Source organism: Hymenobacter guriensis (genome assembly GCF_015773195.1).
Classification (GTDB): Bacteria; Bacteroidota; Bacteroidia; order Cytophagales; family Hymenobacteraceae; genus Hymenobacter; species Hymenobacter guriensis.
Genome location: NZ_JADWYK010000017.1, coordinates 21,580 through 46,509 on the forward strand (window position 1 = coordinate 21,580; position 24,930 = coordinate 46,509).

Annotated in this window: 12 protein-coding genes; 4 read left to right on the forward strand and 8 right to left on the reverse strand. The window is 62.9% G+C overall.

Translation table 11 applies throughout. The features are described from left to right. The first annotated feature begins 4 nt into the window (after nt 1-4). The 3 genes from I5L79_RS20170 to I5L79_RS20180 all read left to right on the forward strand — a co-directional run bounded on the left by I5L79_RS20170 (nt 5) and on the right by I5L79_RS20180 (nt 14,031). Entirely contained in the window at nt 5-9,865 is a 9,861-nt protein-coding gene (locus tag I5L79_RS20170; protein WP_196956888.1) for a T9SS type A sorting domain-containing protein, read from the forward strand. A gap of 222 nt (nt 9,866-10,087) precedes the next feature. Next, nucleotides 10,088-12,010 carry a tetratricopeptide repeat-containing sensor histidine kinase gene (locus tag I5L79_RS20175; RefSeq protein ID WP_196956889.1) on the forward strand — a complete coding sequence of 641 codons (1,923 nt, stop codon included), beginning with the start codon at nt 10,088-10,090 and terminating at the stop codon, nt 12,008-12,010. Next, the gene (locus tag I5L79_RS20180; protein WP_196956890.1) at nt 12,007-14,031 is read left to right on the forward strand and encodes a tetratricopeptide repeat-containing sensor histidine kinase; all 2,025 of its coding nucleotides are present in this window, start codon (nt 12,007-12,009) and stop codon (nt 14,029-14,031) included. The genes I5L79_RS20175 and I5L79_RS20180 overlap by 4 nt, the downstream gene beginning before the upstream one ends. Nucleotides 14,032-14,171: 140 nt before the next feature. Here I5L79_RS20180 and I5L79_RS20185 read toward each other — a convergent pair whose 3' ends face one another. From I5L79_RS20185 to I5L79_RS20205, 5 genes are all read right to left on the reverse strand, one after another. Continuing rightward, nucleotides 14,172-14,852, reverse strand: coding sequence for a response regulator transcription factor (locus I5L79_RS20185; protein ID WP_196956891.1), 681 nt, complete (start codon nt 14,850-14,852; stop codon nt 14,172-14,174). 101 nt (nt 14,853-14,953) lie between these two features. Then, a complete protein-coding gene (locus tag I5L79_RS20190; protein ID WP_196956892.1) occupies nt 14,954-16,726 on the reverse strand; it encodes a hypothetical protein in 1,773 nt (590 codons plus the stop codon). A 172-nt stretch (nt 16,727-16,898) separates the two neighbouring features. Further along, nucleotides 16,899-17,714: a universal stress protein gene (locus I5L79_RS20195; RefSeq protein WP_196956893.1), complete on the reverse strand. Its 816-nt coding sequence runs from the start codon at nt 17,712-17,714 to the stop codon at nt 16,899-16,901. A 171-nt stretch (nt 17,715-17,885) separates the two neighbouring features. Next, nucleotides 17,886-18,170 carry a hypothetical protein gene (locus I5L79_RS20200; RefSeq protein WP_196956894.1) on the reverse strand — a complete coding sequence of 95 codons (285 nt, stop codon included), beginning with the start codon at nt 18,168-18,170 and terminating at the stop codon, nt 17,886-17,888. A gap of 37 nt (nt 18,171-18,207) precedes the next feature. Further along, the gene (locus tag I5L79_RS20205) at nt 18,208-18,684 is read right to left on the reverse strand and encodes a hypothetical protein (RefSeq protein ID WP_196956895.1); all 477 of its coding nucleotides are present in this window, start codon (nt 18,682-18,684) and stop codon (nt 18,208-18,210) included. 167 nt (nt 18,685-18,851) lie between these two features. On the opposite strand from I5L79_RS20205, the gene I5L79_RS20210 reads away from it, so the two are divergent. Further along, nucleotides 18,852-19,136 (forward strand): GNAT family N-acetyltransferase, encoded by a 285-nt coding sequence (locus I5L79_RS20210; RefSeq protein WP_196956896.1) that lies wholly within the window; start codon nt 18,852-18,854, stop codon nt 19,134-19,136. Between the two features lie 103 nt (nt 19,137-19,239). On the opposite strand, the gene I5L79_RS20215 is transcribed toward I5L79_RS20210, so the two are convergent. The 3 genes from I5L79_RS20215 to I5L79_RS20225 all read right to left on the reverse strand — a co-directional run bounded on the left by I5L79_RS20215 (nt 19,240) and on the right by I5L79_RS20225 (nt 24,892). Continuing rightward, nucleotides 19,240-21,561 carry an endonuclease gene (locus I5L79_RS20215; RefSeq protein ID WP_196956897.1) on the reverse strand — a complete coding sequence of 774 codons (2,322 nt, stop codon included), beginning with the start codon at nt 21,559-21,561 and terminating at the stop codon, nt 19,240-19,242. Nucleotides 21,562-21,704: 143 nt separating this feature from the next. Continuing rightward, nucleotides 21,705-22,442 (reverse strand): fasciclin domain-containing protein, encoded by a 738-nt coding sequence (locus I5L79_RS20220; protein WP_196956898.1) that lies wholly within the window; start codon nt 22,440-22,442, stop codon nt 21,705-21,707. 329 nt (nt 22,443-22,771) lie between these two features. Further along, on the reverse strand, nt 22,772-24,892 hold the full coding sequence (locus tag I5L79_RS20225) for a heavy metal translocating P-type ATPase (RefSeq protein ID WP_196956899.1): 2,121 nt from the start codon (nt 24,890-24,892) through the stop codon (nt 22,772-22,774). Nucleotides 24,893-24,930 lie beyond the last annotated feature (38 nt).

Consider the following 24,930-nt stretch of genomic DNA (forward strand, 5'->3'; position numbering starts at 1 on the left):
CCTTATGCAAACCGCACAACCCACCAACCGGTGGGGGCGGGCCGGATGGGGCCGGTGGATGATGACGCTGGGGTTGCTGCTGAGCAGCTTTCTCCCGGTGCGTCTTCTGGCCCAGAACATCACGCAGGCTGAGTACTACCTGGATGGCGGCCCCGGCAACGGGACGGCCACGGCGGTACCTATTGCCGCGCCCGCTCCTAACCTAAGCAACCTGGCGTTCAGCCTCAACCTGAGCAGCCTTTCCGCCGGCTTCCACTCCCTGGCCGTGCGCACCAAAGATGCCAACGCCCACTGGAGCCTGGTAACCAGCCGCTCGTTTTACTACGAGCCACTGGCGGCCACGGCTGCCAACCTCAGCCGCATTGAGTATTTCGTCGACACTGACCCCGGCTTCGGAAGTGCGACCAACGTGCCCTTCACGGCCGGTGCTACCGCGAGTGGCGTCACGTTTGCGGTGAATTTGAGCAGTCTGTCGGCTGGCTTTCACTCGTTGGGTATTCGCTCGAAGGATGCCAATGGCAAATGGAGCCTGACGCAGCAGCGTACCTTTTACTACGAGCCGACGGCCAGTGCTACCCTAGCCAACATTACCCGGGTTGAGTACTTCGTTGACACCGACCCGGGCTTTGGCAGCGCGACCAGCGTGCCCTTCACGGCGGCCAGCAACGTCAGCGGCATCACGTTTTCGGTGAACCTGAGCAGCCTCAGCCCCGGCTTTCACTCCCTGAACATCCGCACCCGGGATGCCAGCGGCAAGTGGAGCCTGGTAACGAGCCGCACCTTCTACTATGAAACGCAGGCGGCTACGGCGCCCAACATCACTAAGGTAGAATACTTCCTGGATGCGGACCCCGGCTTCGGCAGCGGCACCAACGTGCCCATTACGGCCGGCACCAACGTCAGCAACATCTCCCTGAACGTAGCGCTGGGCAGCTTGTCGGCGGGCTTTCATACCCTGAGCGTGCGGGCCAAAGATGCCAACAGCAAGTGGAGCCTGACCACGGCCCGGACGTTCTATTATGAGCCCGTGCTGGCGGTGGCGCCTAACATCAACCGGGTGGAGTATTACTTTGATACCGACCCGGGCTTTGGCAGCGGCACCAACGTGCCCATTACGGCCAGTGCCAACCTCAGCAACCTTGCCTTTGCGGCCGACGCCAGCGCCCTGGCCGATGGTACCCACCGCCTGTTTATTCGTTCCCGCGACGCCAACGGGAAGTGGAGCCTGGTGACCAACCGCAGCTTTCTGAAAAACGGCTGCGCTTCCTCGCCCAATTTTGCGGCGGGGCAGCCGGCCGGCAACTACAACTACGGCGGCAGCACCAACGGCCTGGCCGAAACTGCGTTCAACACCGACCCGGCCTCGCCCAACACCAGCAACACGTTCTACGGCTACAACGGCAGCCTGCTCCAGGCCGACCTGGGCAGCGCCCAGACGGTGAGCGAAGTGCGATACAAGCTCACACCCAGCAACTCCAGCAATTTTACCCTGCTGGTGCAGACGGCTCCAAGCTTGGGCGGTACGTACACGACTGTGGATACCTATACGGCCAGCTTCGTGGTGAATACCACTACGCTCGTGACCCGTACCCTGGCTACGCCCGTCAGTGCACGGGTGCTGCGTTTAGTGGTACAGAATGCCAATGGCCAGTACGCCGTAATTTCGGGTGTGGGCGGATACTACTTCAACTGCGCCGGGCCCACTATCGTCTCCTTCACGCCCCCGGGCGGGGCGGGCGGCACCAGCGTAGAAATTACGGGCACCAACCTAACCGGCGCCACCGCCCTTAAATTCAACGGGGTAGATGCGCAGAGCTTCACGGTGAATTCGGCTACCAGCATCACGGCGGTGGCCCCCGCGGGCGGCTCTACCGGCCAGATCTGCGTGACCACGCCCAACGGTACGGCCTGCTCGGCGGCCTCCTATACCTACCCGCCCACCATTGTCACGGGTACGGTGTCGCCCAGCTCGTTCTGCAGCACCACGTACATCTCGGTGCCGTTCACGACCAACATGGCCTCGTACACGGCCGGCAACCAGTTCCACTTCCAGCTCTCCGATGCCAGCGGCAACTTCACCGACGGCAGCCGTCTGTACGGCTACCTGAGCAGCCAGAACGCCAACGGCGGGGTGCTCACCGACTCCATTGCCTTCCGCACGCCGGCCGGCACGGGCTACCGCGTGCGCGTGGTGGCTTCGAACCCGGAAATTACCGGCACCAGCAACAGCCAGAACCTGACGGTGCGGGCCCTCCCTCTGGCTACGGCCGGCGCGGCCCAGACCACAGTGGCCTACAACGGCACCATCCAGCTCACGGCCGGCCCCACGGGCCAGAGCAGCTACCAGTGGTACGTGCGCTACGCTAACGGCGGGGGCACGGGCTACGTGGGCAGCGGCCAGACGCTGAACATTGCTAACGCCCAGCCTTCGCAGAGCGGCCTCTACTTCGTGCACGTGCAGAACAGTGGGGGCTGCCAGGACTCGGCCTCGGTGCGCGTGACGGTGCAGCCCTCGGCTCAGCCTATTCTGAGCATGGCCCAGTTTGGCTACTCGGGGTGCGCAGGTCAGCAGTTCAGCTTCGGCTTCACGGTGCAGGGCAATAACTTCCAGCCTGGCAACGTCATCACGGCCCAGCTGTCCAACGCCAGCGGCTCGTTTACCACGCCTACCAGCATTGGCACGGCTAATTTCGAAGGGCAGGGGAATGGCTCGATTTCCGTCACCATTCCGGCCGGCGCGGCTACGGGCACCGGCTACCGTATCCGGCTGGTTAGCTCCAGCCCGGGCGTAACCAGCCAGAACGACAACGGCTCCAACATCAGCCTGACGACCCAGCCCACAGCGGTACCTTCCTCGAACTCGCCAGTGGCGTATGGGGGCACCATTCAGCTCACGGCTCAGTCGGTTCCTGGGGCTTCATACATCTGGACAGGGCCGAACTTCTACTCCACCCAGCAGAACCCGACCATTACGGGCGCCTCGCAGGGCGCCAACCAGGGCACGTACACGCTGTACGTGACGGTGGGCGGCTGCCAGAGCGTGGGCGTGGCTACGCAGGTGACGGTGAACCCCTCCACGGACCCCATCCTGACGATGACAAGCCAGCCGAGCGGCGCGTTCTGCGGGAACAACGGCATCAACCTGAGCTTCTCGGTAACGGGCAACTCCTTCGCGGCGGGCAACACCATCACGGCCCAGCTCTCGAATGCCAGCGGCTCATTTGCTGCGCCTACCAACCTGGGCAGCGTGGCTTTTGTGGGTCAGGGCAATGGGTCATTCGCCATTTCGCTGCCGGCCAATACGCCGGCCGGCACGGGCTACCGCCTGCGCCTCATGGGCTCTAACCCGGCCGTAACCAGCATCAACGACAACGGCACGAACCTAACCATTAACCCGGCCCCTGCGGCCGTGGCTTCGAGCAACTCGCCGGTAGCCGACAACGGCATTATTCAGCTCACAGCGCAAACGGTAGCCGGGGCCACCTATGCCTGGAGTGGCCCGAATGGCTTCAGCTCCACGCAGCAGAACCCAACCATCAACTTCGCCGGGCAGGCCAACGCTGGTACCTACACCCTGACGGTGACGCTGGGTACCTGCGCCGCGAAAACCAACACAACCGTGACCGTGCAGCCCGGCGCGCCCACGCTTACCCTCAACAGCAGCACGGCCCGGCAGATCTGCGCCGGCAACTCCGTGAACCTGAGCTTTACGGTAGGCGGCAGCGGCCTGGCTTCGGGCGGCTCCGTAACGGCTCAGCTGTCCAACAGCAGCGGTGCTTTCACTTCGCCTACCACCATTGGCTCGGTGAGCTTCACCGGCGCGGGCAGCAGCTCGGTGAGCGTAACGGTTCCGGCCGCTACTACTGCTGGCACGGGGTACCGCGTGCGGCTCGTAAGCACCAACCCCGCGCTTACTTCAACCGAAAGCGGCCTGTGGAGCATCACCAACCTGACGAGCGTAACGGCTTCCTCGAACTCGCCGGTAACGGCGGGCGGCACCATCCAGCTAACCTCGGGGGGCGTACCCAACGGCGCTTCGGTGCAGTGGACGGGGCCGAACGGCTTCAACTCCACGGACGCCAACCCAACCATCAACTTCGCCGGCTCGGCCAACGTGGGCACTTACACGCTGACGGTAGGCCAGAACAACTGCTCAGTGGAACGCCAGGTGGCCGTATCGGTCAGCAACCCCGTGGCTTCCGTCACGACGGGTTCGGTGTCGGGTGGGTTCTGCCCGGGTTCGGGTTTGAGCGTATCGTTTACCAGCAGCGGCACCTTCGCCAGCGGCAACCAGTTCCGGGCCGTTCTTTCGAACAGCAGCGGCTCATTTGCCGCGGGCACGCAGGTGATTGGCACGCTCAGCCAGAGCGGCGCGGTTACCAGCGGCACCATTGCGGCGACCATTCCGGGTAGCGCGGCGGCTGGCTCCAGCTACCGCATCCGGGTAGAAGCTACCAACCCAAGCGTAACCAGCACCAACGACAACGGCAGCAACCTGACGGTGCAGGCCGTGAGTTATACCTGGACGGGCGGCTACAACACCGACTGGTTTGACACGCGCAACTGGAGCTGCGGGCAGATACCCACCAGCACCAGCATCGTGACCATCGGTATCGGTACCTACTATCCGGTGATTGTGGGCTCAGGCGCGGTGGTGCGCAACATTACTGTGGTGTCAGGGGCTTCGTTCCGGGTATCGTCGTCGTTCACGATTTACGGCAACGTGGTGAACAATGGCACCTGGACCAGCGGCGGCTCCTACGTCTTCGCGGGCTCGGGTACGCAAACCGTGGGCGGCTCCTCGGCGGTGTACTTCGGGGGCGTGACCATCAACAGCGGGGTTAGCCTGAGCTTGGGCACGGGCATTTACGTGGCCGGCAACTGGGTAAACAACGGCGGCTTCGTGGGCGGCACCTACTTCGTGAACTTCAACGGCACTGTGGGCCAGATCATCGGCGGCTCGGTGGTGACGAACTTCTACCATGTAGTCGTCTCGAATACGGTAGGCCTGACGTTGAATCAGAACATCTACGTGCTGGGCAACTGGACTAACAATGGCGTGTTTGTGGCTGGTACCTATGGGACGACCTTTGGCGGCTCGGTGGTGCAGGTTATCGGCGGCACGAGCCTTACCAACTTCTATGGCCTAACCATCCTGAACAACGTGGGTGTGACGCTGAACGCGGGCATTGGCCTGGGCGGACCGTTCGTGAACAATGGCGTCTTCACGGTGAATACGCAGACGGTGGTCTTCAACGGCACGGTGCTGCAAACCATTGGCGGTACCACCGAAACCACCTTCTACGACGTCATCATCAACAACACGGTGGGCGTGAAGCTGGTGTCGAGCATCCTGGTGCTGGGCGATTGGATCAACAACGGACAGTTCTTGGCCAACTCGTACTCCGTCATCTTCGGCGGTACGCTGGCTCAGATTATCGGCGGTACGCAGGTGACGAACTTCTACGACGTGACCTTCCAGAACCCCGTGTCGGTGACTTTGCACCAGAACATCTACGTACTCGGCGGCTTCGTGAACACGGGCGTGTTCTACGGCTACTACACGGCCGGTGGGGTGACCAGCGGCTACTGGGTGCGCTTCGGCGGCACGGTGGCCCAGGTGATTGATGTGAACAGCACGACCTACTTCTGGCACTTCTACGCCGATAACGCGGCCGGCATCAGCCTGGCCTCGCACATCTACGTGGCGGGCAACTTCTACCTGTACTCCGGCACTTTCGCGCCGGGCGCCTACACCGTGTACTTCAACGGTACGGGCGGCGTGGTGCAGACGGTAGGCGGCTACACCGGGCTGAGCTTCTACGGCTGGAACATCGTGAGCGGGGCCTCGGTGCGGCTGCTGCAGAACGTGACCTTGCTGGGCGGCTTTGTGAATGCGGGCACCTTCTACGGCTACAACCTAGTGGGCGGGGTGTACACGGGCTACACCTTCGTGTTCGGCGGCTCGGCCGCGCAGATTCTCAGCGGAGCCGGCACCTACAACTTCTGGCACGTCACCTGGAACAACGCCATTTCGGTGACGCTCCAGCAGAACATCTACGTGCTGGGCAACTGGGTGAACACGCGCGGCTTCGGGCACGGCGGTTACACGGTGTACTTCAACGGCACCACGGCCCAGACCATCGGAGGCGCGGTGAATACCACCTTCCATCATATCAGCATCGGCAACCTGGTGAGCGTAACGCTGAACCAGCAAATTGCGGTGCTGGGCAACTGGCTGGGCACGGGCAAGTTCCTGGCCGGCCTGTACGCGGTGTACTTCCAGGGCACCACGGCCCAGACGATTCTCACCGGCTCGGCCACGCGCTTCTACCACCTGTACTTCGACAACCCCACGTCGGTTACCCTGCTCTCGAACATCTACCTGAATGGGAACTGGGTGCATAACGGCGGCTTTGCGGCGGGCACCTACGGGGTATTCTTCACGGGCACCACCCTGCAAACCATCGGCGGCACGGCCCTCACGCGCTTCCATCACATCAGCATCGGCACGGGCGCCAACGTGCGCCTCGACCGGGCGGTGACCGTGCTCGGCAACTGGACCACCAACGGCACCTTCGGGGCCAATGGCTACGTGGTAACCTTTGGCGGCACGGTGAATCAGCTCATCGGTGGCTCGGTAGTGGTACCCTTCTATGGAGTTATCATCGACAACACCACGGCGGGCGTCACGCTGGGCAACGACATCCGCATTGTGGGGGGCAACTGGGTAAACAACGGCGTGTTCTCACCGGCTACCTACCGCGTCATCTTTGAGGGCACGGTAGCCCAGCTCATCGGCGGCACGGCCACCAGCACCTTCCACGGCCTCACTATTCTCAACAACGTGGGCGTGAGTTTGACCGGGCCTATCTTCATCAAGGGCAACCTGGTGAATGACGGCGTGTTCAGCTGCGCGGGCTACCTGGTGACGTTCAACGGCTCGGCCGCGCAGAGCATCGGCGGCACGGCGGTAACGGTGTTCGGCCACCTCACCTTCAACAACGCAGTAGGGGTGAGTTTGCTCCAGGACATCCGGGTACGGGGTGATTTGCGCAACCTGGCCGTATTCGCGGCGGGTGCCCGCACGGTGTACTTCGACGGCACGGCGGCCCAGGCCATCTACTGCCCCTCGGGTACACTCACCTTCCACCACGTGGTGTTCAGCAACGCGCTGGGCGTAACGCTGCAGGACAACATCTTCCTGACCGGCAACTGGCTCAACAACGGCGGCTTCGCGCACGGCGGCAAGCTGGTGACGTTCAAGGGCTCGGTGCTCCAGACCATCGGCGGCACGGTGAACACGGTGTTCCACCACCTCACGCTGGCCTCGGGTGCCAATGTGCGCCTCGACCGCGCCATTACCTTGCTGGGCAACTGGCTCAACAACGGCGCCACCTTCGCGGCCAATGCCTTCACGGTGTTCTTCAACGGCACCGCCCTGCAAAGCATCGGCGGCACGGCCATCAGCGTGTTCCACCACCTCACCCTCAACAACACGGTAGGGGTGAACCTGGACTTCGACATCGACCTGACCGGGAACTTCGTGAACAACGGCAAGTTCTGCGGCTGCGGCCACCGCACGCGCTTCCTGGGCACGCTGGCGCAGACCATTACCTGCACCTCCGGCCAGACGCGCTTCCACGACGTGACGTTTGCCAACGTGGCCGGCGTGACTTTGCTGGATAACATCGGGGTGACGGGCAACTGGGTCAACAACGGCGGCTTCGTGGCCAACGGCTACCTGGTGCTGTTCAGCGGTACGGCCCTGCAAACCATCGGCGGCACGGTGCTGTCGGCCTTCCACCACGTGCAGATTACCAACGCCGTGAACGTGCAGCTGCTGCGCGACATCACGGTGGGGGGCTACTGGCTGAACTCGGGCATCTTCTCCGGTAATGGCTTCGGGGTGACCTTCAACGGCACCACCCAGCAAACCATTACCACCACGGGTGCCTCGGCCAAAACCACCTTCCACCACGTAACCTGGGCCAACCTGGTCGGCTGCCTGCTCGGCGGCGACATCTACGTGGCTGGCAACTGGCTCTGCAACGGGCCCTTCAACCCGGCTACCTACACAGTGTACTTCACCGGCACCACGGCCCAGACCATGGGTGGCTCGGCCACGCTGCGCTTCCACGGCCTGAACGTGCAAAACACGGTGGGCCTGACCTGCAACGGACCGGTGTATCTTTACGGTAACCTCACGAACGGCGGCCTAGTGAACGTGGGTACCTACCCCTGGTACTGCGTGGGCACGAGTGCTCAAACTTTGGGCGGCACCACCACCACGCCTATCCGCTTCTACGACCTGCACGTGCAGAACGGCAGCGGCGTGGGCTGCACCTCGAACCTGGGCGTAACGCATATGCTCACGCTCACAACCGGCAACCTGGCTTCCGACGGCCACCTGACCCTGCACTCCAACGCCTCGGGCACCGCCATGGTGGTGAACCCCGCCGGTGGCGGAACGGTAACGGGCCGGGCTACGATGGAGCGGTTCATTACTGGTCTGGGTGCTCCCGGCTACCGCCACTACAGCTCGCCCATGCAGCTTGGCACGGCCACCGTGCAGGAGTTTGCCGACGACCTGCCCGTGTTTGAGCTGAACCCGGCCTATAACACCCGCGGCAACACCGTAACGCCCTTCCCAACCTTGTTCCGCTACGAGGAAACCCGCCTCACGGCCGAGAAGAATACCTTCACGCAAGGCTGGATGGTGCCCTCGGCCAACGAGAACCTGGTGCCCGGCCGCGGTTACTCTGCCCAGACGCTGCCTTCCACGGTGGTGGATATTTCGGGCGTGCTCAGCAACGGCAACGTGAGCTACTCCATGACGCGCGGCGCTCAGCTGGGCGCTGGCTGGAACCTGGCCGGCAACCCGTACCCCGCCCCTATGGACTGGGACGTGGTGCGGAAGACCGGTGGAATGCTCTCCGGCGTGGACGATGCCCTCTACGTGTTCGTGCCCTCGGGCAAGTACACGGGCGCCTACTGCGGCTACGTAAACGGCGTGGGCCAGAACGGCGGTAACAAGGACGTGGCGGCCATGCAGGGCTTCCTGGTGCGGGCCTCTTCGGCCTCGGGCAGGATGAACCTGACCAACGCCGTGCGCCACACCTCCTACACCAGCCCCGCCTACCAGCGCGGCACGCAGGAGAAGCGCCCCGTTGTTCGCCTTGAAGCCCGCAGTGCCCAGGGTCTGGCCGATGAAGCCGTATTCTACCTGCAGGAAGGCGCCGGGGAAGGTTACCAAGCCAACTTCGATGCCTACAAGGTGACGCAGAACGGGGCGGGCCGGCCTACCATCTGGAGCCAGGCCGGAGCCGATGCCCTGTCCATCAACGGGCTACCCGCGCTGCCGGGCCAGGCCATTCCGCTGGGCGTGCGCGTGAGTGAGGCCGGCCGGCACACCCTCGTGCTTACCAGCCAGCTGAACCTGCCCGCCGGCACCCGCGTGCTGCTCGAAGACCGCCTGCTCAACCGCAAGCAGGACCTCTCGCTCGACTCGGTGTACGCCTTCACCCTGCACCCCGATTCCGTGCGCCAGCGCTTCTACCTCTGGCTGGGTGCGGGCTCGGTAACGGCTACCGCTCCGGCGGCGCTGCAGGCCGGCACCGCCCTGTATCCCAACCCCACTACAACCGGCTTTGCCACGCTGGAAGTGCACGGGCTGAAAGAGCAGGGCCCAGTAACGGGTAGTATCTACAACAGCATAGGCCAGCGCGTGCAGCAGCTCACGCTGCGGCCTCACCAGGGCGTCGTGCGCCAGCAGCTAGACCTGCGGACCCTGCCCACCGGCGTGTACACCGTGCATCTGCAGGCGGCCGAAGGCACCGTTGTCAAGCGCCTGGTGAGAGAATAGTTACCCGTTTTTTTCATGTACGCAAGCACCCCGGTGGGCTTCCTGCCGGGGTGCTTTTTTGTGTAAGCAGCCGGACCGACTACTCGACCAGAATTCAGGGCCGAGCTAGCTTGTAGCTTCTCAGGAAAAATAATATTTGATAGAAAGAATATATTGGCATTCTTGGGTAAAATTGATTTTTGGCTTCAGATAATGTTGGGTTCACGCTGGTTGATTTTATGCATGTTGGATTCTACTCTTCTGAGTATCTGGAGAGTTGCGTTGGTAGCTGCCGGGCTGCTGGCGTCAGGCCCTGTGGCTTCCCAGGCGCAGGCAGCCACTCCACCCGATAGCCTCGATCGGCGCCTTGCTGCTGCTCCCGACTCGGCCCGCTTGCGCCTGCTCATGGCGGATGCCAGTGCTCTGCGCGGCACCGACCCCGCCCGGGCTATGCAGCGGGCCCAGGCAGCACTGCAGCTGGCCCGGCAGCAGCGCCGGTCCCCACAAACCATGGAAGCACAATTCCTGCTCGGGCGCCTGCTCAACAGCCAGGGAAACAGTAAAGAAGCCGTGCGCTACCTGCTGGATGCCCTGCAGTTGGCAACCCAACACCACGACACGCTGCGGCTGGCTCATGCCCACCTGTACTTGGGCACGGCCTATAAAAACCTGAAGCAGTACCCGGCCGCGCTGGAAGCCGCGCAGCAGGCGCGGTTATTTTATCAGCGTGCCTCTCAGGCAGGCAATGCAATGGCGGCCCGCGGCGTAGTTGTTGCGCTCAATAATACCGGTACGGCCTATCTGGAGCAAAAGCAGTTTCCAGCAGCCCGGCAGAGCTTCCAGCAGGCTTTGCACAGGGGGCGGGCCCTCGGCGACTCTGGGGTATTGGTACTGGCCCTCTATAACCTCGGCGCTATTGCCCTGCAAACAAACCAGTCGGCGGCGGCACACCGCTACTATCAACAAACGCTGGCTATCGACCAGGCGGAGGGCAACGTGCAGGGTCAGGCTGAATCGTGGCTGAACCTGGGGGATGCGCTGGCCCAGCTTAAACGTACCGCCGAGGCCGAAAATGCGTACCGTCACGCCCTGCAGCTAGGTCGGCAGGCGCAGGTCGGGCCGCTGCTACGAGTGGTATATGATGGGCTTTCTACGCTCTACGAAAACACCAACCGGCCTGCCGAAGCTCTGCACTGGCGCAAGCAGTTTCAGGCGCTCAACGATTCGCTCTACGAAGCCGAATCCGCCCAGCAGGTAATCGAAATGCGCACCAAGTACGAAACCGAGCAGCAGCAAGCGCGCAACCAGCTACAGGCCGCTCAGCTACGCACCCAGCAGCAGCAGTTGCAGCAGCGCAACGTGCAGCTGGTAGCAGGTTTGGTCGTGATGGGCCTGTTGGCGCTGGTAGGCTGGCTGCTCTACACGCGGCAGCGGCTGCGCGAGCAGGTGGCCCACGAGCAGGAGCGCCAGCAGCAGGAGCGCCAGCGCGTGGCGGCCGTATTGGAGGCGGAGGAAAACGAACGGCGCCGCATTGGCTCCGATCTGCACGACGGCATCGGCCAGTTGCTGGCTACGGCCAAGCTCAACCTAGAAGCCCTCGATCAACGAGTAGGGCCTAGCCTGAACGGACAACGCGAGCTACTGCACAATGCCGTGGCGGTAGTAGATGAGTCGTGCCGGGAAATTCGGACTATTTCCCATAACCTCATGCCCAACGCGCTAATGCGGCAGGGGCTGGGGGCTGCGGTGCGTGAGTTTTTAAACAAGCTGCCCGAAAATGCCGGACTGCGGGTGGAAATAAACACATTCGGCCTCACTAGCCGCCTCGATGCTACCACCGAAAGCGTCGTGTTTCGGGTAATTCAGGAGCTGGTCCACAACGTTATTAAGCATGCTTGCGCCAACCAGCTGACGGTACAGCTGGTGCAAAACGAGCGGGAGCTCACGGTACTGGTGGAAGACAATGGCCGCGGCTTCGATGCGGCTGCTCTGCCTGCAAACGAGGGCCTGGGTCTGCGCAACGTTTGCAGCCGACTAAGCTTTCTGAGTGGGCGGGCGCATATCGATGCCACTCCCGGGCACGGCACCACTGTCACGCTGGAGGTGCCCCTGGCCGCGCGCGCTGCCTCACAGTCTATTTCTTCTGAGTTCGTTCCTGCCCTATGAGAAACGGCTACATTCTTATGGGCTGCTGGGTGTTGAGTTTGCTGAGTACCGCCTCGGCGGCCGCGCAGCCTGCTGGCCGCAACGCCCGCCTCGATTCCCTGGAGGCGCGCCTGCCCCAGCTGGCCGCGCCCGACACCAACCGGGTGAATACGCTCAATGAGCTGATCTGGGAAAACCGGGACAGCAATCCGCGCCGCGCCCTTGCGCTGGCTTCCGAAGCCCTGCGCCTGGGCGGGCAGCTCAACCACCGTCGGGGCCTGGCCAAAACCTACATTCTGCGCGGCATCATCTACGCCACCACCGGCCGCTACCCCGAGTCCATTGCTGATTTTGAGGCCTGCCGCCGCCAGCGCGCCGCGCTACAGGATTGGCAGGGCGTGGCGGGGGCCATCAACAACGTGGGCGAAGTGCTGGCCATGCAGGGCCGCTACCAGGAAGCCGTGCGCCAGTACATCCGGGCGCTGAAGCTGGAGGAAAAGTACGGCACGCCCGAGCGCATTGCCACCGACTGGGCCAACATTGGCATGGTGTACCAGCAGATGGGCCGCTACCGCGAAGCCCTGCGCTACCACCTGCAGTACCTGCACCTGCCCGGCCGCACCCGCGACGCCCACAACGATGCCCAGGCCCACAACATCGTGGGGCAGGACTTTGCTAAGCTCAACCAGCCGGATTCGGCTCAGGCTCACTACCAGCACGCTTTGCGCATCAGCCAGCAGGCCGCCGACCGCCAGAATGAGGCTCAGGCCCTGGCCGGTCTGGGCACACTGGCCGGCACTCGCCAGCAGCCGGAATTGGCGCGCTCCTACTTTCTGAGCGCCCTCACCCTGGCCCGCCAGCTCGACGACCAGGCGGCCGTAGCCACCAACCTCAACTCTTTGGGTGAGCTGGCCCTGCGCCAGCGCCAGCCGGCGGCGGCCGTGCCCTATTTCGAGGAAGCCCGCCGCCTGAGTCGGCGCATCCAGGCGGCGGAGGCAGTTCGCACGGCGCTGCAGGGGCTGGCCACGGCCTACGCCCAGCTGAGCCGCTACGCCGAGGCCTACCAGTTTCAGCAGCAGGTGATGCAGGTAAAGGATTCTTTGCTGAATGAAGCCAGCGCCCGCCAGATAACCGAAATGCAGGTGCGCTACGATACGGAGCGCAAAGAAGCCCAGAACCAGCTGCAGGCCGCTCAGCTACGCACCCAGCAGCAGCTGTTGCGCCGCCGCAATGTGCAGCTGCTGGCCGGCCTGGTGGTGATGGGGTTGCTGGGGCTGGTGGGCTGGCTGCTGTATACGCGGCAGCGGCTGCGCGAGCAGGTGGCCCACGAGCAGGAGCGCCAGCAGCAGGAGCGCCAGCGCGTGGCGGCCGTATTGGAGGCGGAGGAAAACGAGCGGCGCCGCATCGGCTCCGATCTGCACGACGGCATTGGGCAGCTGCTCACAGCAGCCAAACTCAACCTACACGCCCTCGACCAGCGGGGCTCCCGCTCTGCTGAGGACCAGGCCACCCTTTTGCACAACGCCATTGATGTAGTAGACGAGTCCTTCCGGGAAGTGCGCGGCATCTCGCATAACCTCATGCCCAACGCCCTCATGAAGCAGGGGCTAGCAGCGGCCGTGCGCGACCTGACCGCCAAAATGACTACCTACCACAATGGCCCCACTATTCAGGTAGAGGTATTTGGGCTGGACGAGGAGCGGCTGCCGCCCACGATGGAAAGCGTGCTGTTTCGCGTAATTCAGGAACTGATGCAGAACGTTATCAAACACGCCCAGGCCCAGCATGTTACCCTGCAGCTGGTGCGCAACCCAACCGATCTGACCGTTGTTGTGGAGGATGATGGTGTCGGCTTCGACCCGCTGGCTCCGGGCAAAAGCGACGGCATCGGGCTGCGCAATATACAGACGCGCCTGACCTACCTGGGCGGGCAAGCCCACATCGACGCCACACCCGGGCACGGCACCACCGCCACACTGGAAGTGCCCCTGCCTACCCAAGTTGGGCAGCTTGCCCCCATGCGTCTCAGCCAGTCTGCCTGATGGCGTTAGGTTGAGCCTCGTACAAACAAAGGCGGAGCCGGCGCTTCTCGTAAGCTGACGTCTGATTATTCCAACGTCAGCTTACGAGAAGCGCCGGCTCCGCTTTTGCCTGGTGGGCAAGTAAAGCACAGACCATCTGGCTACACTGAAATTAGCTTGTAGCGCAGCGCGTACTGAATCAGACCCACGATGGACTTGGACTTGGTTTTGGTGAAGATGTTCTTGCGGTGGGTTTCCACTGTCCGCTCGCTGATAAACAGCTTGTCGGCAATGTCGGCGTTGGAGTATTCGCCGGCAATGAGCTGGAGGATTTCCTGCTCGCGGGTGGTAAGCGGCACGGGCCGGTCGGCCTGCTCGCGGGTCACGGGCACATCGAGGTGGTCGAGGAGAGTGGCGCCCACTTCGGCGTTAAAGAAGGTGCGGCCGGCCGCCACGCGCCGGATGGCGGTGCTCAGCTCGGCGGCGTTGGTGTTCTTGAGCAGATAGCCCGAGCCCCCGGCGGCCAATACTTCCTGCACCGAGGCATGGTCGTGAAACATACTCAGGGCCAGCACGTGCACCTGGGGGTGTGCCTCGCGGATAGCGTGGGTAAGCTGCACGCCCGACATCTGGGGCATGTTCAGGTCTACCACGGCTACCTGCACTTCCGGGTGGTCGCGCAGGCGGCGCAGGGCCTCGGCCCCGGAGTTGGCAGTGGCCACTACGGGCAGGTCGGTTTCATCCTGCAGCAGCACCCGCACACCTTCCAGCACCAGCTGGTGGTCATCGACCAGCAGGACGGGAATACTCGGGGCAGCGACGAAAGCAGAAGCGGGATACATAAGCACTCAGAAATAGCAAAGGCCGAAAGTCTAGGGCACAGTACGTAAGAAACGCCGGTGGCGGCGAAAAGCTGCACCGGCGCTTCTGATGAGCAATTCCGTTATTCCAGGGGCATCTGGGCAAACCACATGGTTTTGCCGGATTTATTCTCCCCAAAATATACGATTTGCTTGCGGCCGTCGCCAATATCGAGAGTCTGGTAATGGTTGTTGACGTAGTACTTGCCTTCCTTGGTCACCCCAAATGTTTTCTGTGGGCCAATGGTAGCCTTGGCCAGCTCAATGCGCGTGACGCTGGGGTACATAATGGTTTCTTTCTCAGTGATAGTGAAGAGCCCTTTCTGGGTTTCATCCACAGTGCGCCACCCATCAATTTCGAATACGCGCCAGTAAATGCCCTGCCCGTTGGCGGTGGGCGTCAGAAACTGGGACGTAGGATTGGCGGAAGCAGCATCGTTGTTTTCGGCGCGGCGCAGGCCATACTGGCTGCGCAGCTGGCCTTGCCCGCTGAACTGGAACAGCAGCAGGTCGGCGTAGGAGCGGGTGGGCTGGGCCGGTCCAGCCGGTGAGCCCCCGGCCAGGGTGTTGAGCATCTTGTTGCCCGCCAGCCCGCCGCCGTGCACTTTAAAGTTCTGGCCGCTGATGAGGATGTCACCGTTGCCGGCCTCCAGGGCCTGCCTCACCATAAAGCGCTTGCCCGTGTAGTCGGGGGTGCGTTTCTGGCCGGCCGGCACCTGCTGTTTGTCTTCAAATTCCTTGAGCGGGGTTTTGGTAATCCAGGCTACGGCACCTTTCTGTATCTTGCCCAGCAGAAAGTTTTTGGCTTTGAAGGCTTCTTCCGGCGTCATGCCATCTTTGGCGTCGGGCAGGGCATCGGCGTAGTGCTTATCGGGCGAGTCGTTGGCCGGGCCGTAGGCCAGCACGCTGCCATCAGTCATCGGAATGAAGCCGCTTACCAGCCAGGCTCCCACGGGCGTATCCACCCGGATTTTCTCCTTCACCTGCCCATCGGCGGAAGTGCGCAGGTACTGGTACTCGGTGGCGGGGTGCTTGTCTTTTTCCTTGCCGGCTCCTTTCGGGTACGTGAGCATAATAGCCACGTCGCGGGCGGGCTGCTGGCTGTCGTCGGCTTCCTCATCCTGGTCGAGGCCAATGGCGTCCATTTGCACAAAGGTCTGGGCCGTGAGTCCGTCCGGCTCCAGGTAGGTGTCGCGCACCAGCTCCAGCTGGCTGTTGAAGTACAGCAGGTGGTAGCCGGGCTTGGTCTGACTCATCTTGCTGAGCTTCATATTTTCCGCCGCCAGCACCAGCACGCCGCCATTCACGTCGTCATCCACGTGGGCAATGTGGCGGTAGCCGGCTCCGCTTTCAGTTTTGGGCTTCTCGGTGCCCAGCAGCTTTATCTTTTTGCGGTAGCCGCCACCCAGCCAGCTCCACTTGTAGTCGATGCGCTTGCGCTGGAGCAGCAGCGTACCGGCCGGGTTTTTCAGGGCATTCACCATTCCCAGCATCGGAATGGCGCCCATGCCCGCGCTGGGGTCACTCAGGGCTAGCGTCACGCCTTCCTTGCTGTAGTTTTCGCCCCGGTAGCCCTTCACTTTCTCCACCGGGATGGTGTTTTCGTCCACGCCCAGCAGGTTGTACTTCGTGTCGAAATGGTAGGTCTGCGTTTTCACCTGCTTGTCGGTGCTCTTGGTGCAGAACTCCAGGTCGATGCGGTTGGCGGCCTCGTTCACGCGCACGTCGGAGAGGTAGCCGCGCCGGGCCTTGCCCGATACATCGTGGGTTTTTTCGATGTCGAGGCGCTGGGACAGGGCAGGGGCACTTAGCCCGGCCAGGAGGGCCGTAGCAAACAATAAACGGTAAGTAGGCATGGGGCAGAAGATGAGGCCGGATCAGCAGGATTGCTTTCTACAAAGAAACCCTGGCTGGGGCCCGCCGTCAATCCGCGCCAGAAGGCATATTGTCTGCCCGCTACCCCGCACTCGGTCCTCCGTGCTGGTACGGAGCCGCTCACCCGCATTAGCCGGTCAATGCCATGTTTGCCTACTCTCCGGCCGGCAATACCAACATCGGAACAGTGCCGCGCAGAATGGATGCTGCCGTTACGCTGCTATGAAACAGGCGGCCCAGCACGCTGTGCCGGCGGGCCAGCAGCACCAGCAGATCCGCCTGGGTTTCGACGGCGGCCTGGGCAATGCCTTCCGGCACGCTCAGGTGGCGCATCCCGTAAGGCCGGATCTGCTCAAACCCCTGGAGCAGGCCGGTTTGCTGCACCGCTACGTGGGCTGAAGCGCAGGAGTCACTTTCCTCGGGCTCCACTACGTGGGTAAGGGTAAGTCTGGCCTGCGGGGCCAGCTGCCGGGGCAGCGCCGCTATGGTTGGCTCTACGTGTAAGGGAAGATTGTCGGCCGCCAGCAGCAGGTGAGTGGGCGGCACGGTGGCATTGCCATGCAGGGGAACAATCAGCAAAGGCACCTGGCACTCACGCAGCAGCTCCAGCGAGGTGGTGTGCACCAGCGCGTCAGGTGTTTGCTCCGTATCAGGCTTGCCTACCACTACCAGCAGGGGCCGGTGCTGCGCTACGGCCTGGCAGGTAGCGGGCACCACCTGGTCGGCAGCGGCTTCTACCCGCACCGGCACGCGCAGGCGGCCGGCGCGCTCCGCCAGGGCGGCGGCAATTTCTCCCTCGCTAAAGTGCGAAATCCGGCCGGTAAACGCTTCGGGGTCAAGCCAGGAAGAGCGCCGCACGTGCAGCAGTACCAGCGAAGAATCCAGGTGAGCAGCCAAGGCCTCAGCGTAAGTCAACGCTTTATCGGCGGCGGGTGAGAAATCGGTCAGAACCAGCAGGGGAGAGGCCATAAGCAAAGGAGCGGTGGAGAACACAACGGAAACGGCGGATGACGAGCCTCAGCTCAATACGGGCAGAAGGTAAGCGGTAAGCCGGTAGCATGCAACCTAGACGGGCCGCACACGACAACGCCGCCCGGCATGTACCAGGCGGCGTTGTTTCAGGTGGCTGCAGGCAGCAGACTAGCGGTTGTTGTCGTCGATAGGGTTGTTGAAGTCCGGCTGCAGCAGTTCGTCGGTCTGGCTGCCGGTGTCGGGGTCGGGACCGGTGGTGGAACTGCCCGTTGGGATGCCGGTGGTTTCGTTTTCCAGCCGGGCTGAGGTGTCCAGCGTGCCTTCTTCGTCGCGCTGGTAGCCGTACAGCTCCTCCCGGTGCTTGCGCTGCTCGTCGGTGAGGTGGGCGCCGGCCTTCGGGTCGAGGGCGCCGGCGGGGTCCTGGGAAGTGTTATCCTGGGGTTTAGTAGCCATAGTGCTGGGGTAAGAAGATCAGAGAGAAATGACCGGCTTACTTGCCGGGAATGCCCTTGCCTTTGTCAGAGCGCAGGGCGCTGAACTCGTCGGGGTTGTCGTTGCTGCCGTCGTTGGGGTTGTCGAGGCGGTCCTCGGTTTTTTCGGCCGGGCCGGTGCTTTCGTTGGCGGGCTCAGCGGTTTCCCAGTTGCGGGTACCGCTGCCGTAGCGGGGGTCGTCTTTGGCCCAGCCTTCGCGCTGCTCGGTGTAGTCAGATTCGGAAACGGCGCGTACTTCGCCGGGGGCCTGGTTCTGGGGTACGCTGCCGCGCTGCTCGGGTGCCGCCGTGGAAGGAGCCGCTACGCCACCGGGGTTGGCGCCGGCCGCGTGCTGCACCGGGGTGGTAGTGGGTGCCGCCGCGGCGTGGCCAAACTCGCCGTACTGCGGTGTGTGGTTGCCGGCGGCTGCCTGCTGGGAAGCATTTGCGTCGTCGGAGCTAGGTGTGGTGGGCTGGTTTTCGAGGGAGTCTTGCATGGGAGAGAAACGTAGGGAAGTACAGAACTATACAGAAGGTACGCGGCCGGGCCTCCTCCCGTTGTGCTTAGGTCGGGCGGGGCAGCCCCGCGGCCACTGCCTGCGTATACGGGCAGCACCCGACCGGCGGATATTTTTGCCGGCGCATTTCTCCCAGCTTCCTTTTTATGTCTCAGGCCACCATTCAACATCATCCCCAGGATCAGGAATTCACCGCCGAGCTAAACGGCGCCACGGCCGAGCTGGCCTACAGCCGCCCCGACGACCAGACCATTGACTTTGCGCACACCTTCGTCGATGAAGCCCTGCGCGGGCAGGGCGTGGGCGAGCAGCTGGCCCGGCACGCCCTGGCCTTTGCCCGCGACGAAAAGCTGCGGGTGCTCACTTCCTGCCGCTTTATGCAGGTGTTCGTCAAAAAGCACCACGCGGAGTACGCTGACTTGCTGGCCTAGCAGCCCAGGTTGGACACAAAAAAGCCGGCCCGACCTTCTCTTCCTGCTGAAACAGGAACGAGAAAGTCGGGCCGGCTTGCGTTGCCGAATTTTCGGCTGCCGGTTAGTGGCGCACCACTACGCGGCCCGTGTACTGCACGCTGCCGGCCTGTACCCGCACGGAGTACAGCCCCGCGGGCAGATCGGACGTGCGGAGGCTGGTAGCGGCTCCATTGCTGGCGGCAGGCTGGCGGCGCACCAGCTGGCCCACCGCGTTGAACAGGCTGATTTCTCCAGCCTGCGCCGAACGGGGCACACGAACCAGCACGGCCTCAGCCGCCGGGTTGGGGTATAGCTCCAGCCCGTTGCGAACGGTAGTGGGGCGGGTGCCGGTGGTAGTGCAGGCGGTGCTGGTATAGCTGCCCACGCCGCTGAAGCTGTTCGTGCCAACGGCCTGCCAGGTGGCGGCAGCCGCCTCATTCCAGCGGGTCGAGCCTACGCTCACCGTGGGCAGGCGCACCAGCGTGTTGTTGAGCGTAGAGCCGCCCGCAACCGTCCAGCCCACCGTTTCGCCGGGGTCCTGGCCGGGCTGGCCAATTACGTCCAGCGTATCGGTACCCGAGAATAGTACCAGGGCATCGTTGCCGTTGAAAAACGCTACCTGGGCCGTGGTGTTATCGGCCTGGGCCAGCACGGCAGCATCAGAGCCGCCATTGGCAATTACGTACACATCGTGCGCGGCCAGCGTGCCCTTCAGGTCAAAGGAGTACTGCGGCGTTTTGCCGCCGTTGGAAAACAGCTCCACACGGTGGCCGGCCAGATCAACGGCGTTGGCCGAAGGGTTATAGATTTCCAGCACCTTGGTGTTGCCGCCCGACGACTCGATGTACTGCGAGAAATACAGGGAGGCGCAGGGCGTGCCGCCCGGCGTCTGGTCATCGTTCACGATGGTGAGCGTGTGTGTAGGGGTAGCGCCAATGACGGCGTTGCCACCCGTGGGCGTACCCAGGCGCAGCACCAGCGTTTCGCCGGCTTCGGGCAGCAGGTCGCCCTTCACAATCACGCCCAGGGTCTGGCGCTGGGGCACAGGGGCGTTGGTGAAGGTCAGCGTCGATTTTTCCAGGGTGTAGTCGTCGGTGCCGGCGGTGGTGCCGGCCACGTCTATCGTCACGGGAACCTGAATTTCGGAGCTGGGCGCCGCGCCGCTGAGAATCACCTCAATGGTGTACACGGTGGTGCCGTCGTTGCCTTCCGTGATGGTGCCGCTGCCGGTCTGGAAGCTGATGGTCGGGATGTCACCGTCGTCGTTGGTGATGGTAAGCGTGTGCGTGAGGCTGGTGCCCGACGACAGCCCGGCCGACAGGCTGCGCAGCTGCAGCTGCACGGTTTCGTCGGCTTCGGCCGTAGCGTCACCCTGCACCGTAATGGTCACGGGAACCGACGTAACGGTGGGAGAGAAGGTGAGCGTCTGGGTCGAGAACGTGAAGTCGGTTCCGGCCGTGGCGGTGGAGCTGGCAGCCAGGGCTACTTCCACCGTTTGGGTGGCGGTTGGGGCCGGGCTCACCGTTACGTTCACGGTGTATGTTTTCGTGCCGCTGTTGCCTTCTGTAGTAGTGCCCGTAGCTGAGGCAAACGACACTTTCGGGTTTTCAGTCTGCGCAAAGCCCCAGGCCCGGGCAACCAGCTCGGGGTAGGCAATGTAGGGGTTGAAGTTGCCCTGGGCCTTGGCGGCGCGGCGGTTGCGCTCCAGCTCGTGCTTGTCCACTGGGTCCTGCAAGTGCCATTTGTAGAGCGTTTCCAGGCTGGCTGCGGCCGTAATCACGCCTTTGCCGGGGTCGAAGCTCTGGCCGGCGTGCATGGTGTAGAAGTAGAATACAGCGCGGGCCAGGTTGCCTTTGTGGTCTTCACGGGGCTCAAACTGGGAGCCGGTGTCTTCGCTGTACTCGTCGATGTTGCTGGTAGGGATAGAGCTCTGGCTTTGCAGGCCCCGGATCCACTTCTGCGTGACGTTGTCCGGAATGTCGGCAAACGGGTCGGAGCCCCGGTCGCTGTTCCACTTGTCGTATGCCGGGAACAGGTGATGCACGTCGGAGCGCATCCGTACCGCCTCGTTGAACCACGACTGCGGCACAGTATGCTCGCAGTTGATGGGAGCAGCCCCTGAGGTGCTCGTGCCGCTGGAGTCGAGCTTAAATGGCTGCTGGAAGCCGGAGTACACGCACGTCAGCTTGTTGTCGAAGTTGTCGATGTAGTTGTACATGCGGCCCCGGGCTTGGTCGTAGCCCAGTACCTGGCGCTTGCCGTCGTACCAGTTTTCGCGCAGCCAGGTGCGCAGCTCCTCTCCCCGCAAGGTAGCCGACGGAGCGGGTGGAAGCTTGGTTTGGGCCTGGGCTACGCCGGACAGCAGCAGTAAACCGGTCAGCCACGAAGCGAAAAAGTGTTTCATGCGCAATGGTGAGATGAAAAAAACAAAAGGCAGATTCTGCAAATATGGGGAAAGACAGCGGGGAAACCGGCAGGCTGCTTCACAAAAAAAAGCCTGGCGAAATACATTCGCCAGGCTTTTTTTTGAGTTGACCTTTTAAGTGCTTAGCGCGTGGGCATCAGCACCGTGTCTATCACGTGCGTCACGCCGTTGCTGGATACCACGTTCGGAATGGTTACGTTGGCCTTGCCGCCTTTTGCGTCGTGCAGCATCACGGTGCTGCCGGTGCGGTGCACGGTCAGCACTTCGCCTTCCACGGTGGTCAGCTGCTGGCCGTCTTTCAGGTCGGCGGCCAGGTAGCGGCCGGGCACTACGTGGTAGGTAAGAATGGTGCTCAGCTTGGCTTTGTTTTCGGGCATCACCAGCGTGTTTACCGTGCCGGCGGGCAGCTTATCGAACGCCGCGTTGGTGGGGGCGAAAACGGTGAACGGCCCGGCACCTTGCAGCGTGCTTACCAGGTCGGCGGCTTTTACGGCCGCTACCAGCGTGGTGTGCTCCGAAGAGCCCATGGCGTTTACTACAATGTCCTTGTCAGGCGTCATCATGGCGCCGCCTACCATCACCCCGGCCGAGTTGCCCATGCTGGCGTTGCTCATGCCGTTGCCCATATCGGTGCCGCCTTTCATCGGCTTCGTGGTGGACTTCATTTTGTCGCCCTGGCCCGATTTGCCTTTCATCTTGCTTTTACCATCCCTGGCTTCCTTGGTCTTCATTACCATGTCGCCATCCTTGGTTTTGGTTTTTTCGTCGTCCGATTTCGTGGAAGTCTGGGCAAAAGCGGGAGCGGTAAAGGCGGTGAAAGCCAAACCCAGGGCCAGCGTGGAAAAGAGGTTCTTTTTCATGTTTACTGAGAGAAACAGTGAGGGGTGAGAGAAAGTGTGTGGCCTACATACGACAGCCAACCCATTCTGGCTTGCCCGGGCATACGGCGCAGCCTGCTGCCGGCCGCGGCAGCAGGCACCGTAGTCTGGTCAAAGGCCAGAAAGCCAGTTCATCGTGCCCGCCGGCAAAGACGGGGGACTACCGGTTTTCGTTTAGCGGACAGATAAGGGCAGGGCTCTGTAAACCGGGTAGGCGGTCGGCGCTACCGAAGTGCCATGCCGGAAGCTGCGCAGGCATCTTGCTAGGAACCGGCCAGAGGGTTCCGCAGGTTTAGCAAGAGGTTCATGGCTTAGAACGTCATCCGCTGAATGCGCACCGCGTTGAGAATAGCCAGCAGGGCCACGCCTACGTCGGCAAACACCGCCTCCCACATGGTAGCCAGCCCGCCGGCCCCCAGCGCCAGCACGATGCCTTTCACAATAAAGGCCAGCCAGATGTTCTGCCACACCACCGTGTGCGTGGCGCGGGCAATGCGCCGGGCCGTGGCAATCTTGCTGGGGTGGTCGGTTTGAATCACGACGTCGGCCGTTTCAATCGTAGCGTCCGAGCCCAGGCCGCCCATGGCAATGCCTACGTCGGCCAGGGCCACCACGGGCGCATCGTTCACTCCGTCGCCCACAAAAGCCAGCTTGCGGCCCGCGTCGAGGTACTGCTGCACGTAGCGGGCCTTGTCTTCGGGCAGCAGCCCGCCGTGGGCCTCGTCGATGCCCAGGTTCTTGGCCACGCGCTGGGTGATGCTGTCCTTGTCGCCGGAGAGCATCACGATTTTGGTGATGCCGTCGGCCCGCAGCTCGCGCACGGTTTGCTCGGCGTCGGCCTTGGGAGCGTCGGCCACGGTCAGGTAGCCGGCGTACTGGCCGTCAATGGCGGCTACCACAATGCTGTCGAACACCTGGTCGACTTCCGGTGGATAGGGCACGCTGAACCTGGCGAGCAGCTTGGTGTTACCGGCCAGCACGTCGCGCCCGTCTACGCGGCCGCGCAGGCCGTGCCCGGAAATTTCCTCCACGTTTTCCACGGATACCCCGGCCGCTGCCGTGCCCACATGCAGCACCACGGCTTTGGCAATGGGGTGGGTGGATTTGGTTTCCAGCGCGCCCACCAGTCGCAGCAGCTGGGCCTGGTCTGTGCCGGGGGCGGGCTGCACCTGCTGCACCGCAAACACGCCCTGGGTGAGCGTGCCCGTCTTATCCATTACCACTGTGTCGATTTCCCGCAGCACGTCCAGGAAGTTGGAGCCTTTGAAAAGGATACCTGCTTTGGAAGCTGCCCCGATACCGCCGAAATAGCCCAGCGGAATGCTGATAACCAGCGCGCAGGGGCAGGAAATCACCAGGAACACCAGTGCCCGGTAAAGCCAGGTGCGGAACACGTAATCATCGACCACGAAGAAGGGTGCCAGCACCAGCAGCACGGCCAGGGCCACCACGATAGGGGTGTAAACTTTGGCAAACTTGGTGATGAACTGCTGGGTTTTGGCCTTGCGCCCCACCGCATCCTGCACCATCGCCAGAATCCTGGCCAGCTTGGTATCCTGGTACGTGGCTGTCACCAGCACCTGCGCCAAGGATTCCTGGTTGATCATGCCGGCCAGTACCACCTCGCCGGTTTGCTTGGTCTGCGGGGCCGACTCGCCGGTGAGGGCGGCCGTGTTGAAGGAGGCCGGGCCATCCATCAGGGTGCCGTCCAGGGCTACCTTTTCGCCGGGTTTCACCTCAATGGTGTCGCCGAGCTGCACCTGCTTGGGGTCGAGCACCAGGGACTGGCCGCCGCGCCGCACGGTGACTTCGGTGGCCTGAATTTCGAGCAAGGCGCGGATGCTGCGCTTGGCGCGGTTCACGGCCGCGTCCTGGAACAGCTCACCCACGGTGTAGAACAGCATCACGGCCACTCCCTCCGGGTACTCGCCGATGGCAAAGGCCCCGAGCGTGGCGATGCTCATAAGCAGAAACTCGTTGAAGATATTGCCCGAGGGCACGCTCAGCACGGCAGCTTTCAGCACCTTCCAGCCCACCAGCAGAAAAGCCACCCCGTACCAGAGCAGGCGCGCGTAGCCGGTGAAAAAGCCCGCGTCGAAATAATCCAGCGCGATGCCGGCCAGCAGCAGCGCCAGGCTTACTGCAGGCCACAGGTAGGGGTAGGCTCCGGCCGGGCCGTGGTCGTGGTCGTCGCCGCTGGCGTGGTCGTGGCCGGCGTGCTCGTCAGCCGGCTTTCCGGCCAGGTCCACTACTTTCTTGCCCATCGGATGGTTGTGGTCGGCATGGTCGTGGCCGGGTACATCGTGGCCTTCAGGCGCGGCGGCTGCTTCGGGCGTAAGCTGGTCGCGGCTGAGGGCACCCACATTTTCGGGCATCACCTGCTTGGCGGTGTTCAGATCTTCGTCGGTATTGGCGGAAGTTGGGTCAGGCATCGGAAGCGGATTATCGGGATACGGAAAAGAGAATCGGC